17 protein-coding genes are annotated in these 14483 nt (G+C 65.2%); 11 read left to right on the forward strand and 6 right to left on the reverse strand.

What is annotated here, in order from left to right; translation table 11 throughout:
• Positions 1-22 precede the first annotated feature (22 nt).
• The 5 genes from QHC78_RS16280 to QHC78_RS16300 all read left to right on the forward strand — a co-directional run bounded on the left by QHC78_RS16280 (position 23) and on the right by QHC78_RS16300 (position 4817).
• Positions 23-1204, forward strand: a complete 1182-nt coding sequence (locus QHC78_RS16280; protein ID WP_413816480.1) for an ABC transporter substrate-binding protein — start codon at positions 23-25, stop codon at positions 1202-1204.
• A gap of 168 nt (positions 1205-1372) precedes the next feature.
• Positions 1373-2242 (forward strand): branched-chain amino acid ABC transporter permease, encoded by an 870-nt coding sequence (locus tag QHC78_RS16285; RefSeq protein ID WP_319746365.1) that lies wholly within the window; start codon positions 1373-1375, stop codon positions 2240-2242.
• 60 nt (positions 2243-2302) lie between these two features.
• Positions 2303-3346, forward strand: a complete 1044-nt coding sequence (locus QHC78_RS16290) for a branched-chain amino acid ABC transporter permease (protein ID WP_319746367.1) — start codon at positions 2303-2305, stop codon at positions 3344-3346.
• Complete coding sequence (locus QHC78_RS16295; protein WP_319746368.1) at positions 3343-4089, forward strand: ABC transporter ATP-binding protein; 747 nt, start codon at positions 3343-3345, stop codon at positions 4087-4089. The genes QHC78_RS16290 and QHC78_RS16295 overlap by 4 nt, the downstream gene beginning before the upstream one ends.
• A gap of 17 nt (positions 4090-4106) precedes the next feature.
• Positions 4107-4817, forward strand: a complete 711-nt coding sequence (locus QHC78_RS16300; protein WP_319746370.1) for an ABC transporter ATP-binding protein — start codon at positions 4107-4109, stop codon at positions 4815-4817.
• Between the two features lie 70 nt (positions 4818-4887).
• Here QHC78_RS16300 and pncB read toward each other — a convergent pair whose 3' ends face one another.
• Positions 4888-6084, reverse strand: coding sequence for a nicotinate phosphoribosyltransferase (pncB, locus tag QHC78_RS16305; RefSeq protein ID WP_319746371.1), 1197 nt, complete (start codon positions 6082-6084; stop codon positions 4888-4890).
• Positions 6081-6938, reverse strand: a complete 858-nt coding sequence (gene panB, locus QHC78_RS16310) for a 3-methyl-2-oxobutanoate hydroxymethyltransferase (RefSeq protein WP_319746373.1) — start codon at positions 6936-6938, stop codon at positions 6081-6083. Before panB ends, pncB begins: the two co-directional genes overlap by 4 nt.
• 206 nt (positions 6939-7144) lie before the next feature.
• Between panB and fdxA the strand changes: the two genes are divergently transcribed.
• The 6 genes from fdxA (at position 7145) to QHC78_RS16340 (ending at position 11588) form a co-directional block, all read left to right on the forward strand.
• Positions 7145-7468: a ferredoxin FdxA gene (gene fdxA, locus QHC78_RS16315; RefSeq protein WP_319746374.1), complete on the forward strand. Its 324-nt coding sequence runs from the start codon at positions 7145-7147 to the stop codon at positions 7466-7468.
• A gap of 259 nt (positions 7469-7727) precedes the next feature.
• Positions 7728-8528, forward strand: coding sequence for a ferredoxin--NADP reductase (locus QHC78_RS16320; protein WP_319746376.1), 801 nt, complete (start codon positions 7728-7730; stop codon positions 8526-8528).
• An 85-nt stretch (positions 8529-8613) separates the two neighbouring features.
• Entirely contained in the window at positions 8614-9861 is a 1248-nt protein-coding gene (locus tag QHC78_RS16325; RefSeq protein ID WP_319746377.1) for a polyhydroxyalkanoate depolymerase, read from the forward strand.
• A gap of 11 nt (positions 9862-9872) precedes the next feature.
• A complete protein-coding gene (gene rsxB, locus QHC78_RS16330) occupies positions 9873-10523 on the forward strand; it encodes an electron transport complex subunit RsxB (protein WP_319746379.1) in 651 nt (216 codons plus the stop codon).
• A 41-nt stretch (positions 10524-10564) separates the two neighbouring features.
• Complete coding sequence (gene nth, locus QHC78_RS16335; RefSeq protein ID WP_319746380.1) at positions 10565-11203, forward strand: endonuclease III; 639 nt, start codon at positions 10565-10567, stop codon at positions 11201-11203.
• Between the two features lie 97 nt (positions 11204-11300).
• Positions 11301-11588, forward strand: coding sequence for a MatE family transporter (locus QHC78_RS16340; RefSeq protein ID WP_319746382.1), 288 nt, complete (start codon positions 11301-11303; stop codon positions 11586-11588).
• Positions 11589-11625: 37 nt separating this feature from the next.
• On the opposite strand, the gene QHC78_RS16345 is transcribed toward QHC78_RS16340, so the two are convergent.
• The 4 genes from QHC78_RS16345 to QHC78_RS16360 all read right to left on the reverse strand — a co-directional run bounded on the left by QHC78_RS16345 (position 11626) and on the right by QHC78_RS16360 (position 14373).
• Positions 11626-12255 (reverse strand): hypothetical protein, encoded by a 630-nt coding sequence (locus tag QHC78_RS16345; RefSeq protein ID WP_319746383.1) that lies wholly within the window; start codon positions 12253-12255, stop codon positions 11626-11628.
• A 55-nt stretch (positions 12256-12310) separates the two neighbouring features.
• Positions 12311-12484 (reverse strand): hypothetical protein, encoded by a 174-nt coding sequence (locus tag QHC78_RS16350; protein ID WP_319746385.1) that lies wholly within the window; start codon positions 12482-12484, stop codon positions 12311-12313.
• Between the two features lie 22 nt (positions 12485-12506).
• On the reverse strand, positions 12507-13892 hold the full coding sequence (locus QHC78_RS16355) for a sigma-54-dependent transcriptional regulator (protein ID WP_319746386.1): 1386 nt from the start codon (positions 13890-13892) through the stop codon (positions 12507-12509).
• Positions 13893-14052: 160 nt separating this feature from the next.
• A complete protein-coding gene (locus tag QHC78_RS16360) occupies positions 14053-14373 on the reverse strand; it encodes an ElaB/YgaM/YqjD family protein (RefSeq protein ID WP_319746388.1) in 321 nt (106 codons plus the stop codon).
• Between the last annotated feature and the right edge of the window lie 110 nt (positions 14374-14483).

Below are 14483 nucleotides of genomic sequence, written 5' to 3' on the forward strand. Positions count from 1 at the left end.
GCCGCCCCCGAGGAGACTCACGATGAACGCTTCAAAATGCAAACTCACCGCCCTCGCCGTCGCGATGTTCGCCATGTCGAGCCTGGCAGCGCCTGCCGGCGCGCAGGACTCGGGCAAGGTCAAGGTCGGTCTGATGCTGCCCTACACGGGCACCTATTCGGCCCTGGGCAACGCCATTGAGAATGGCTTCCGGCTGTACGTGCAGGAACAAGGGGGCAAACTCGCGGGCCGCGAGGTCGAGTACTTCAAGGTCGACGACGAATCCGATCCGGCCAAGGCGTCCGACAACGCCAACAAGCTCGTCAAACGCGATCAGGTCGACGTGCTGGTCGGCACCGTGCACTCCGGCGTGGCGATGGCCATGGCCAAGGTGGCCAAGGACACCAATACCTTGCTGATCATTCCCAACGCGGGCGCGGATGCCGTCACGGGTCCGCTGTGCGCGCCCAACATCTTCCGCTCTTCGTTCAGCAACTGGCAGCCGGCCTATGCCATGGGCCTGGTAGCCGCCACCGACCTCAAGCACAAGACCGCCGTCACGCTAAGCTGGAAATACGCGGCCGGCGACGAATCCACCAACGGCTTCAAGGAGGGTTTCGAGTCCAAGGGGGGCAAGGTCATCAAGCAATTGAACCTGCCTTTCCCCAACGTCGAGTTCCAGGCGCTGCTGACGGAAATCGCCTCTCTCAAGCCTGACGCGGTCTATGTGTTCTTCGCCGGCGGCGGCGCGGTCAAGTTCGTCAAGGACTACGCAGCGGCGGGCCTGAAAGACAAGATTCCGCTGTACGGCGCCGGCTTCCTGACCGACGGCACGCTGGAGGCCCAAGGCCCTGCCGCCGACGGCCTGCTCACCACGCTCCATTACGCCGACGGGTTGACGCTGCCCAAGGACAAGGAGTTCCGCGCCAACTACGCCAAGAACTTCAAGCTGCAGCCCGACGTGTACGCGGTGCAAGGCTATGACGCTGCGCAGCTGCTGGGCGCCGGGCTGAAGGCCGCCGGCGGCGACGCCAGCAAGCGCGACGCCGTCATCAAGGGGATGGCGCAGGCCAAGATCGACAGTCCGCGCGGCCCCTTCACGATGTCCAAGGCCCACAACCCGATCCAGGACATCTACCTGCGCAAGGTAGAAAACAAGACCAACCAGTTCGTCAGCGTGGCGGTCAAGGGCCTGCAGGATCCGGCACGCGGCTGCAAGATGTGACGCTCCCTGCAGCCGCCCCGCTTGGAGCGGCCGCGCGCCTCTGCGCAGCCCCCCGGCACGCGGTGCGCCGGGGGTGGGGTTTCTCGCGATGCGCGCCGGAACGGGAAGGGGTGGAATGGAAGAACGACAATGCGTCGGCCGGCGGGGCCGGCCCGACGGGAGCGCAGGATGGATTTGACGACTTTCTTGATTCAGTGCCTGAACAGTGTGCAGTACGGGCTGCTGCTGTTCCTGATTGCCAGCGGGCTGACCCTGATCTTCGGAATCATGGGCGTCATCAATCTGGCACACGGCAGCTTCTACATGATAGGCGCCTACCTCGCCTTCACCTTGTCCTCGCTGACGGGCAATTTCGTGCTGGCGCTGCTGCTCGGCATCGTCCTGGCGGTGGCGTTCGGCTACCTGCTGGAGTGGTGTTTCTTCAGTTTCCTGTACGAACGCGAGCACTTGCAGCAGGTGCTGATGACCTATGGGCTGATTCTGGTGTTCGAGGAGATACGCAGCATCCTGGTGGGCGATGATGTCCACGGCGTACCCGTGCCGGGATGGCTCTCGGGCGGCATCGCGATCGGCAACGACATGACCTACCCGGTCTACCGGCTGTTCATATCCGGCGTATGCCTGCTGCTGGCGGCCGCCATGTATGTGGCGCTCAAGAAGACCCGCCTGGGAATGATGGTCCGCGCCGGCGCGACCAACCGCGAAATGGTGCAGTCGCTGGGTATCAACATATCGCTGCTGTACCGCATCGTCTTTGCGATCGGGGTGGCCATTGCCGTGCTGGCCGGCATGATTGCCGCGCCGGTGTCGTCGGTCTACCCCGGCATGGGCGGGTCGGTACTGATCATCTGTTTCGTCGTCGTCGTGATAGGAGGCATCGGATCGATCAAGGGTGCGCTGGTCGCCTCGCTGCTGATCGGTTTCGTCGATACGTTCGGCAAGGTGTTCTGGCAGCAGGCGGCCGGCGCGCTGGTCTACGTGCTGATGGCGGCCATTCTGCTCTGGAAGCCGGAAGGACTGTTCAAGCAAGGGACGTAGCGGCATCTGCAGCGCCGCGGCTCCTGCGTCGCGTGCCGGCGCAACCATTGGAATACTGAAATGAAAGCTTCTTCCCTTTTCGCATGGATCGCCGTGCTGGCGGCGCTGGCACTGCTGCCGGTGCTGCCGCCGCCGATCGGCACACCTTTCCACGTCGAACTCGGCGCAAAGGTCCTGATCATGGCGATCTTCGCGCTCAGCCTGCAATTGCTGGTCGGCTATACCGGGCTGGTGAGCCTGGGCCACGCGGCCTTCTTCGGCGCCGCCGCCTATGCCGTTGCCATGCTGACGCCGCAGTACGAGGCCGGCAACGGCTGGCTGCTGCTGGCTGCGGCCATGGGCTGCGCGGCGCTGCTCGCCCTGGTGATAGGGTTGCTGGTCATGCGCACGCGCGGCATCTACTTCATCATGGTGACCCTGGCGTTCGGCCAGCTCGTGTACTTCGTTTTTCACGACGTCGAGGTGTTCGGCGGCAGCGACGGCACCTACATCTACAACAAGCCCGCCTTCACGCTTGCCGGGCGCGCGCTGGTGGACCTGGACCAGGCGGCGCAGTTCTATTGGTTTACCTTGGCGGGCCTGGCCTTGACGCTGGCGGTGCTGGGCCTGGTATTGCGCTCGCGCCTGGGGCATGCGCTGGTGGGTATCAAGCACAACGAACCACGGATGCGCGCCGCCGGCTACGACACCTTCGCCTACAAGCTCGGCAGCTTCGTCATAGGCGGGGCGCTGGCCGGGCTGGCGGGCTTTCTTTATGCCGCCCAGCACGGCTACGTCAACCCCGAGCTCGTGTCCTGGCACCAATCGGGCAATGCCCTGCTGATGATCATCCTGGGGGGCCTGGGGAGCCTGGCCGGCGCGGTGGCCGGCGCCTTCGCATTCGTGCTGCTGGCCGAATGGTTCCAGGACCTCACCAAGCACTGGCAGTTGCTGATGGGCGGATTCATCATCCTCGCCGTGGCCTGGATGCCGGACGGCCTGGCTGGCGGTTTTTCCCGCCTGCGCCTCCCGCGCCGCGGCCGGCCGGGGCCTGCGGCGGCCCCGGCCACGCTGAATACCCCCTCCTCGTCCCCGGCCCACGCCGCCTCGGAGCAGACCACATGAAGGCGATTCTCCAAGCCCAAGGGCTGAGCCGCCATTTCGGCGCGCTCAAGGCCATCGACAACGTATCGCTCTCGCTGGGGGCCGACCGCATCCATGCCGTCATCGGCACCAACGGGGCAGGCAAGTCCACGCTCATCCACCTGCTGTCGGGCGAGCTGCCTCCCACTACGGGCACCGTCACCCTGAACGGCCAGGACATCACCTCATGGTCCCAACCGCGGCGGGCGCGAGCGGGTATCGGCCGCAGCTACCAGCGCAACACCATCTTCCTGCCGCTGACGGTGCGGGAGAATTGCCGCCTGGCGGCACAGGCCAAGCTTCAGCGTCCCTGGTACGTCTGGCAATCCGCGCAGGGGTGCCGCGCCAGCAACGAACGCGCCGACGAGCTGCTGGAGCGCACCGGGCTCTCGGCAGTGGCCAACAAGGTCGCCGCCAGCCTTTCCCACGGGCAGAAACGCCAGTTGGAGGTGGCCATGTGCCTGGCGACGTCGCCCCAGGTCCTGTTGCTGGACGAACCGCTCGCCGGCATGGGTGCGGAAGAGTCCGAACGCATGCTCGAACTGTTGCGCCGGCTGCGCGCGGGCCACGCCATCCTGCTGGTCGAGCACGACATGGATGCGGTCTTTGCCGTGGCCGATGACATTACGGTCATGGTCAACGGCAGCCCCATCGCCAGCGGCCTGCCCGCCGCCGTGCGAAGCAACCCCGACGTACAAGCCGCCTACCTGGGCGAGCACGCCTGACCCGAGGACGAAGACGCATGGAACTGCTTATCGATGCCAGCCAGCTGCACGCCTGGTATGGCAGCAGCCACATCCTGCACGGCGTGGATTTCCGCCTGGGCCGGGGCGAAACGGTGGGCCTGCTCGGCCGCAACGGCATGGGCAAGTCCACGCTCATCCGCACCTTGCTCGGCCACGTGCGGCAGCGGGATGGGCGCATCGCCATCGCCGGCCGGGATCTCTCGCGCGGCAAGCCCTACGAGGCCGCCAAGGCCGGTATTGCCTACGTGCCCGAGGGGCGCGGCATCTTTCCCAATCTAACGGTGCGGGAGAATCTCATCATGGCGGCCCGCCGTGGCGTCGAGGGGCAGGACGACTGGACCCTGGACCGCGTCCTGGCCACCTTCCCCCGGCTGACCGAGCGCCTGGGCAACCTGGGGTGGCAGCTCTCGGGCGGAGAACAGCAAATGCTGTCGATCGGGCGCGCGCTGATGACCAATCCCAGCGCGATCATCCTGGACGAAGCGACCGAGGGGCTGGCGCCGCTCATCGTGGCCGAGATCTGGCGAGTGATCGGGGACATCCGGCACAGCGGCCTGGCCACGCTCGTGGTCGACCGCAACTACCGGATGGTCATGGCCAACTCCGACCGCCTGGTGGTCATGGAAAAAGGGCGGCTGGTGCTGGAAGGCCGGGCCAGTGACCTCCAGCACCAGCCGGAAGCGCTCAGCCGCTATCTGGGGGTGTGACCGGAGCGCAGCGGAATACGGGCGCCGGTCTGCAGCCCGGCCCGGCGGCGCGCGGGTGCGCCGGGCGGGATCAGTCGTCGCCGCCTTCCGTCTGTTCCGGCGGGATCTCGAACACTTGGCGCAGATAGGCCAGGTAGGCCTTGTCCTCGCACATCGTCTTCTCGGGGGTGTCCGACACCTTGGCGACCGGCTGGCCGTTGCACTTGACCATCTTCATGACCACCTGCAGCGGCTGGTAGCTCAAATCGTTGGTCAGATTGGTGCCGATGCCGAAGGCCGTGATGCATCGTCCGGCGAAATGCTTGGCCAGCTTGATGGCGAGCGGGAACGTGAGCCCGTCCGAAAATACCAGCGTCTTGGTACGCGGGTCGACGCGGTTCTTCTTGTAATGCTCGATCAGGCGCTCGCCCCAGCTGAAGGGGTCTCCCGAATCATGGCGGGCGCCGTCGAACAGCTTGCAGAAATACATGTCGAAGTCGCGCAGGAAAGCGCTCATGCCGTATACGTCGGATAGCGCGATCCCGAGGTCGCCGCGGTATTCGCGTGCCCACACCTCGAAACCGTAGATCTGTGAATCGCGCAGGCGCGGCCCCAGCCCCTGGCAGGCTTGCAGGTATTCGTGCGCCATGGTCCCCAGCGGCGTGAGGCCATGCTTCATCGCGAAGTAGACGTTGCTGGTGCCGGCGAAATTGTCCTTCATGTGCTCTTTGAGCGTCATGATGACTTCTTCGTGCCAGGCCTTGGAAAAACGCCGGCGGGTGCCATAGTCGGCGATATGGAAGTCGCGCAGCGCCGGATCGTTGCGGACCAGGTCCACCTTGCTCATCAGGCGCTGCCGCCCCTCCGCATAGGCGGGGACCAGGTGGTTGTTGCGGAAATAGACCTCGTTGACGATGGCCAGTACCGGGATTTCGAACAGGATGGTGTGGAGCCACGGCCCTTTGACGACGATGTCCAGCTCGCCCGGCGATTCGGACCTGGCCACCGTGATGCAACGCTTGGGCAGGTGGAACAGCCCCAGGAAATCCACGAAATCGCTTTTGATGAAGCGCAGACTGCCGAGATAGTCCAGCTCTTCGCCTGTAAAGCGCAATTCGCACAGGGCCTCGATTTCTTCCCGGATCTCGTCCACATACGGATGGAGGTCGATGCCGGGAGTACGGCACTTGTACTTGTATTCGACCTGCGCTGCGGGGAAATGATGCAGGACGACCTGCATCATGGTGAATTTGTAGAGGTCGGTATCGAGCAGGGAGGTGATGATCATGGCTGCGATCCGCTCTGGTTTCCATAAGGAGTGCCGATGGCGCCGGCCGTCAGCCCGTACACGTGCTCGGGGCCCGGAAACGCGCCGGTCTCGACTTCGTCGGCATAGCGCCGGAACGCCTGCAGCACCGCGTCGCCCTGGGTCGATGCGCCCACCATGTAGTTCTTCACGAACTTGGCAGGGGTGGCGGTCAGCCCCAGCATGTCGTGCATGACCAGCACCTGGCCGGAACAGGCCACCGAGGCCCCGATGCCTATGGTGATGAGCTCCACCGCTTCGCATACCTGGCGGGCCACGGGATCGGGCACCGCTTCGATCACCATCATGGCCGCCCCGGCCGCCTCGACCGCCTTGGCGTCGGCCACGATGCGCCGCGCCTCGGCGTCCTCCTTGCCTTGCACGCGGTAGCCGCCGAGCGCGTGGACATGGGACGGCAGCAGGCCGATATGCCCGCATACGGGAATGCCGCTGCGGGTAAGCAGCTCGATGGTGGGAGCAAGCTCGGCGCCGCCTTCGATCTTGACCATCTGCGCGCCGGCCTGCATCAGCGCCACGGCATTGCGCAGCGCTTGCTGGGGGCTTTCCTGGTAGGTGCCGAAAGGCATGTCGGCAAGCAGGAAGGGACGCTGCGTGCCGCGTGCCACGCAAGAAACGTGATAGGCGATGTCCTGAAGCTGAACGGGCAGCGTGGAGTCCCTTCCCTGCACGAGCATGCCCAGCGTGTCGCCGACCAGGATGCAATCGACCGCAGCGTCTTCCATCACCTTGGCGAAACCCGCGTCGTAACACGTCAGCATGGAAATCTTGCGGCCTGCGGCGAGCTTCTTGCGCAAGACGTTCAGGGTGGATCGCATCGTACGTCTCCAGTGATGCCGGTTGTGCGTAACCAGGAAAAATAGCACAACAACGAAACGGCCCCGCTCAAGGCCGCCCTGACCGAAGGGATACCGTACCCGCCGCGTCCATGGCCCCCATAGGGGTATACCGGACGTATTTCTCAAGTCCGGTAAAATGATGGGCTGACCTGAACTTTTATTCCAGCCGCGTCCTGGAGCCGCATATGACTCACGTCGTCACCGAGAACTGCATCAAGTGCAAATACACCGATTGCGTGGACGTCTGCCCGGTCGACTGCTTTCGGGAAGGCCCGAATTTCCTGGTGATCGACCCGGATGAGTGCATCGACTGCGCCGTCTGTATTCCGGAATGCCCGGCCAACGCCATCCTGGCCGAGGAAGACGTGCCGGCCGAACAAATGCAATTCATCCAGCTCAACGCGGAACTGGCGCAGAGCTGGCCCAGCATCACCCGAACCAAGTCGCCCTTGCCCGACGCCGACGAGTGGAAGGACAAGACGGGCAAGCTCGCAATGCTAGAGAAGTGAAATAGCCCCCCCTACGCGCTGACGCGCGCCCCCCAGGGGGCGATGCGAGTGGACCGGCAAAGCCGGATCCACCGCATCCTGGGTCTAGGACCGATTTCTTGGAGCGCGGCGTCCGTGCTGCCGCTGGCAGCCAGCGATAGCACCGGCGCAACGCTCCTAGAAATGGGTCCTGGATCCAGGGCACCGCGGATCCGGCTTTGCCGGTCCGCCAGTGCCGCCCCCTGGGGGGCGCGCGTCAGCGCGTAGGGGGGGTCCCTTCATGACCGATAAGTACACCATCGAAACGGTTACCTGGGTGCAGACCTGGGTGCCTCATAAGCTGTTCTCGTTCCGGACGACCCGCGCGCCGGGGTTTCGCTTCGTGCCTGGGCAGTTCGCGCGGCTGGGCGTCGAGCGTCCGGATCCCGAGGCGCCGGAGGGCCGCCGTATCGTCTGGCGGGCGTATTCGATCGTATCGGCGCCCTACGACGATTTCCTGGAGTTCTTTTCCATCGTCGTGCCGGACGGGGAATTCACCAGCACGCTCGAGCATTTGCGCGTGGGCGACAAGCTGTATGTGGACAAGACGAATTTCGGGTTCCTGACCACGGCGGCCTTCCCGGCGGGCAAGGACCTCTGGATGCTGGCTTCGGGCACTGGCCTGGCGCCCTTCATCTCGGTCCTGCAGGACCTCGAGGTATGGGAGACCTACGATCACCTGATCGTGGTGCACAGCGTCCGGACGGCCGAAGAGCTGGTTTACCGCGACACGATAGAGGGGCTGCGCGAGCATGAGGTGTTCGGCGAGTTTTGCCGGGAGCGGCCGGACAAGCTGGTCTATCTTCCCTCGGTCACGCGCGAGAAGGTCCCCGGCGCCCTGGACGCGCGCATCACCCAGCTGATTGCCGGCGGCGAACTCGAACGCCGGGCGGGCGTCACCCTGGATCCGTCGCGTTCGCGCATCATGTTGTGTGGAAACCCCGACATGGTGTCTGACCTGCGCAAGCTGCTGGCCGAACGCGGCTTTGGCACGTCGCGCCGGGGGAAACCGGGCAACCTGGCAGTAGAAAACTACTGGTAGCCGGGCCGCGCGGTGCGGATTGTGCATTGCAATATAATCGGTATAGGGACAATAATCGATTGTCCCTTCCCGGTCTGGAGCAAGGATGCTGTACCAACTGCACGAATGGCAGCGCGCGCTGCTCACGCCTTTCGCCCATTTCGCCGACGCGACGGCCCAGCTTTTCTCTAACCCTTACAGCCCGTTGGCCTACACGCCGATGTCCAGGCGGCTGGCGGCGGGCTACGAGCTACTCTACCGGCTCGGCAAGGATTACGAGAAACCGGCGTGGGGCCTGGCTACTACCACGATGGACGGCGCCGAAGCGGTGGTCACCGAACAAATCGCCGCGGCCCGGCCGTTCTGCAATCTCGTGCATTTCGTACGCACGCCGGCAGGCGGCAAGCATGCCCGGCGCAAGGCGGACCCGACGGTATTGCTGGTCGCGCCGCTGTCCGGCCATCACGCTACGCTGTTGCGCGACACGGTCCGTGCCCTCCTGCCCGAGCACGACGTGTACGTAACGGACTGGATCGACGCCCGCATGGTCCCCGAATCGGCCGGCCCGTTCCACCTGGCCGACTACGTCGACTACATCCGCGACTTCATCCGGCAACTGGGCCCCGACGTCCATGTCATTTCGGTCTGCCAGCCGACTGTACCGGTACTGGCCGCGGTGTCTCTGATGGCCTCGGACGGCGATTCCCACTTGCCGCGCAGCATGATCATGATGGGCGGCCCCATCGATCCTCGCAAGTCGCCGACGCAGGTCAACAACCTGGCCACGACCAAGCCTTACTCCTGGTTCGAGAACACGCTCATCCACCGGGTCCCGGGGCGTTTCCCGGGGGCCGGCCGCAAGGTATACCCCGGCTTTTTGCAGCATGCCGGGTTCGTCAGCATGAATCCCGACCGGCACTTGAAGTCGCACTACGATTTCTACCTCGACCTGATACAGGGCGACGACGAGGACGCCGAGGCGCATCGCCGTTTCTATGACGAATACAACGCCGTGCTGGACATGCCCGCCGAATACTATCTGGACACGATACGCATCGTGTTCCAGGACTTCGAGCTGCCGCGCGGGGTCTGGAAGGTGCATGGCCGGCTGGTCAAGCCCGCCGACATCAAGTCGGTAGCCCTCTTCACCATCGAAGGCGAACTGGACGATATCTCGGGTTCGGGCCAGACGCGCGCCGCACAGGATCTGTGCAGCGGCATTCCGGCCGCCAACAAGCGCCACTTCACGGCGCCCAACTGCGGCCACTACGGCATTTTCTCGGGGCGGCGCTGGCGCCAGGTCATCTGTCCCCGGATTGCCGAGTTCATCCGCGAGCATCGCGACCCGCACTGAGGAATTCCACCGTGGACCTGGTCGATCTGGTCGATGCCAAGTTACCGCAGACGCAGTGCACCAAATGCGGCTACGACGGCTGCCGGCCCTACGCGCGAGCCATCGTGCAGGGCGAGGCCGAGATCAACCGCTGCCCGCCGGGCGGCGATAGCGGCATCGCCCAGCTGGCCGCCCTGCTCGGCCGACCGGTTCTCGCGCTGGATGAAACACGCGGCCGGCATCTGCCGCTGCATGTGGCCCGTATCGACGAGGAGCACTGCATAGGTTGCACCCTTTGCATCCAGGCCTGTCCGGTCGACGCCATCGTCGGCGCCAACAAGGCCATGCACACGGTCCTGCCGGGCCTGTGCACGGGATGTGAATTGTGCGTGGCGCCCTGCCCCGTAGACTGCATCAGCATGGCGCCGGTCGCTCCCACGCGCCCGTGGACCAGCGACGACGCCGGCGCGGCGCGGGTACGCTACCGGCGGCGCCAGGCGCGGCTGGCCCGCGAAAGCCAGGAAGACCAGGAACGCCTGCGTGCCCGTTCCGCCGAGCACCGCCGCACGCCGGACAGCACGGCGGCGGCGCCGGCCGGGAAGCCCGAGGACGAAGCGGCTGCGCGCAAGCGTGCCATACTTGAGGCCGCCCTTGCGCGGGCGCGCGCCCGGCGCGGACACTGACTTTTCCGTTCCATCACAACAACGGCCCCAGCCGTGCCTGCATGAATTCCGCCAAACGACACGCCATTTTCGAGCGCCTGCACGCCGCCAATCCCACTCCTACCACCGAACTGGAATACGGATCGACCTTTCAGCTGCTGATCGCCGTCATCCTGTCGGCGCAGGCCACCGACAAATCGGTCAACCTGGTCACCCGCCGCCTGTTCCCCAAATACGGCACGCCCGACAAACTGCTGGCACTGGGCGAAGAGGGATTGATGCAATACGTCCGCAGCATCAACCTGTACAAGACCAAGGCGAAGAATGTCATCGCCACCTGCCGTATCCTGCTCGAGCAACATGGCGGCGAGGTGCCCGCCAGCCGCGAAGCCCTGGAGGCGCTCCCGGGTGTAGGACGCAAGACGGCCAACGTGGTCCTCAATACCGCGTTCCGCCAGGTCGCCATGGCGGTAGACACGCATATCTTCCGCGTGGCCAACCGCACCGGTATCGCGCCGGGGAAAACGGTGCGCCAGGTCGAAGAGCGCCTGCTCAAAGTCGTGCCCAAGCAGTTCCTACTGGATGCGCACCACTGGCTGATCCTGCACGGCCGCTATGTCTGCGTCGCCCGCACGCCGAAATGCCCGCTCTGCGGCATCGCCGACCTATGCGAATACAAGGCGAAGACCCCGCCGGCCTGAGGGCCGTCCCCTGCGCGGGCACGCAGCTTGCGGCCCATCCGTGCACGCGGGGCGTCGCTCGACGCCCCTGTATGGAGTACGCGCAAAGGAGCATGCAATGGCCAACAGTACCTTGCTGGAAACCCCCGAAAGCCCGCCGGACGACAGCAGCAAGCATGGCAAGCTCGGTCCCAGCGACACCTCGGACTCAGGTAGCGATCTTGCCGGCCTCCCCGATGATGAGGCGCTGACCGACTCGGGCGGTACGGGCGAACGGGTGTCGGTGAACCCCGACGAAGAGGAGCGGACAGGCAGCGACGTGCTGCCCGATGAAGTGGTGGACGAGGAACGGCTGGCCCGTTCCCGGCCGGGCGACGACGAAGACGACGCGACGCCACGGCGATAAGGCCGGCAGCCGCCCGGCGGGCCGCTGCCGGGCAGCCTCAGTGATGCACGGCACCGCGGCCATTGTGGCGGCTGTGCCCGTTCATCCCGTCGGCCGGCCGGGCCTGGACTTTATCGCTCAGCACGGGCGGGGCGACCGGGTCGAAATCCACCCAGTCGCCGTCGCGCCAGTGGCCCTGGGCCCGTTCCACATCCATGCCGCCGCACTCCCGCAGGACCTGGGCCGCGGCGGCTTCGGAGGCTTCGGTCACGTGGACGGCTGCCAGCACTCCCGCGCGGCGCATGCCGGTGCTGTGGCCCGCCCGATAGGCGCGTGCGGCGCTGCGGGTCGCCACCAGTGCGCCGCCCAGCGACCCGATGTATGCGCCGACGCCCACGGCGATGATCAAAGCCAACACTGAGCCCGCGGCATATAGCCATACCAGGCTGCCGACGATGGCGCCCACGACGCCAAGCAAGGCCGCGCCTGCAACCGCCCCCTTTTTCGCCTTGCGCGCCCCGGCGTCCGCCGCCTGGTCGCCCCCGAGCGGATAGCGGTCGTGCTGGCCGGCGGGATTGACGAAGAAAATCGAAATATCTTCCCGGGCGAAACCCGCCGCAAACAACTTTCGACGGGCCTCCTCGGCCTCGGGAAAAGAGTCGAACCGAGCTGCGACGATGAGCGACACGGCAATCTCCTCGAATGACTAACGCATGAGATTGCCAGCATGTAGTGTGCCGGCCTCATTCGCCCGGAGGGGTGGGCGGCGGGGGAGGAAGATCGGGGTCGATGGGATCCGGCTCCTGAGCGGGCGGCACCGGCGGGTCCCCGACTGGCTGCCGGGGAGGATCGCCCACTGGCGGCGGGTCCTTGACCGGGGGATCGGGCGGAATCGTGTGCAACTCAATCTGGACCATGGTGCGCCTCCGTGGACGAGTCTCAGGAAACGGGAGCGTCGTGCACGTCGGCTTCGCGGGTATCGGTCGCTGCATAGTCCTCCAGCCGGTTGTAGAGCGTTTTCAGGCTGATCCCCAGGACCTCGGCCGCGTGCTTCTTGACGCCGCCGCAATGCTGCAGCGTTGCGAAAATCAAGCGCCTGTCAGCCTCCGCAAGCGACATTCCCACGGGGATGGTGACGATGGGTTCGCTCTCCGTCCGCGCGGCCGGTGCCAGTTGTATGGGAGCCGCCACGGTCTCGATGAGCCCGCCATCCGTCATGATGAAGGCGCGGTGCACATAGTTCTTCAACTCCCGCACGTTGCCGGGCCAGGCATGCGCCGCCATGTCGGCCAGCATCGCCGGAGAAAATGCCTTGGAGGTCTTGTGCGTTTCGTTCAGCTGATCGAGGAAGCTCTGCGCCAGCAGTTCAACGTCCTTTGCCCGGTCCCGCAAGGGAGGCAGCTGAATGGGAAAGACATTCAAGCGGTGATAGAGGTCTTCCCTCAGCTTGCCTTCGGCGACAGCCTCCTGCGGATTGCGATTGGTCGCGGCAATGATGCGCACGTCGCACTCGATTTCCTGGTTCGTGCCCACGCGCATGAATACGCCGGTTTCCAGCACGCGCAGCAGTTTGACCTGGAGCTCGATGGGCATCTCGGTGATTTCGTCCAGGAACAGCGTGCCGCCGTGCGAGCGCTCGAAATATCCCTTGTGCTGGCGCTCGGCGCCGGTAAAGCTGCCCCGCTCGTGACCGAACATCTCGCTTTCGATCAGGTTGGGCGAAATCGCGCCGCAGTTGACCGCCAGGAACGGCCGTTTGCGCCGCAGGCTCAGGTCGTGGAGGGTCTGCGCCGCCAGTTCCTTGCCAGTGCCGCTCTCGCCGATCAGCAGCACCGTAGCCTCGGTCGGCGCTACCTTGCCGATCTGGTCATAGAGATTCTGCATCACGGGAGAACTGCCCAGCATGCGGCCGAAGCGCCCGAAACGCCGCAGTTCTCCGCGCAGCGAACCGATCTCCGCCTTGAGATCGCCCGCCCGGGGGATGCGGTCGAGAATGGCCTTGAGCCGCTGCATGTTGATCGGCTTGATGAGATAGTCGGCCGCCCCGAGCCTGAGCGCGTCCACCGCGCTCTCGACGCTTGCGTGGCCGGTTATCAGAATCACCTCGACCGGAATCGAAGGATCCAGTTCCTTGAAGAGATCCATGCCGCTGCCGTCCGGCAGCTTCAGGTCCGTGAGGACGACGTCCGGCGCCTGCCGTACGATCTGGATGCGGGCCTCCCGCAGATCGCCCGCGACCGCGGTAGTGAATCCTTCTGCACCGACGATTTCCGCCAAGGCGGCACGGGTGTTCGGTTCGTCATCCACGATCAAGACATGGGGCATGCGCTCTAGCTCCTCAAAAAAGCAAACGTTGCCGTCCGCCGGCCACTCCCGCTGGGGGAGCAGCCACTGCGGCGGCGATTCTCATGTTTTCGTTTTCGGGCCGGCCCGCGCCGGTCGTCCGTGTCGGTACAGCGTCCACGGAGGCTCTTCGGCCATTTCGTCAGCGCCGAATGGCCAGCAGCCCTATGACAACCCCCACGGCGGCGGCGATCCCGACTGCGCGCCAAGGATTGTCGTGGACATAGGCGTCGGTCTTGGCGGTGGCTTCCCGATACGACGCCACAGCGCTCTGCTGGGCATCGCGGTAACGTCCGCCCGCCCGTTCCAGCGTCTCGCGCAGCCGGCTGCGCACCGCCTGCAGTTCTTCGCTGGAATATCCGGCCGTGCTGCGGAGCAGCGCCTCGGCGTCCTCGATCAGTCCGCGCACCTGGTCCGCCGCCTTGTCCCTGCTTTCCGACCATCCACTCGAATACGTTCTCATATCGGCTCCCGTCCGGTGTGCGGCACTATCGTCTAACAGGCCGTTGAAAAAATCCCCCGCCGACGCTGGCCTCGGCCAGTATGATCTGAAACGATCGGCGAACGACGCGG

The sequence above is a fragment of the Pigmentiphaga sp. genome, from assembly GCF_033795525.1.
In the GTDB taxonomy this organism is placed as follows: domain Bacteria; phylum Pseudomonadota; class Gammaproteobacteria; order Burkholderiales; family Burkholderiaceae_B; genus Pigmentiphaga.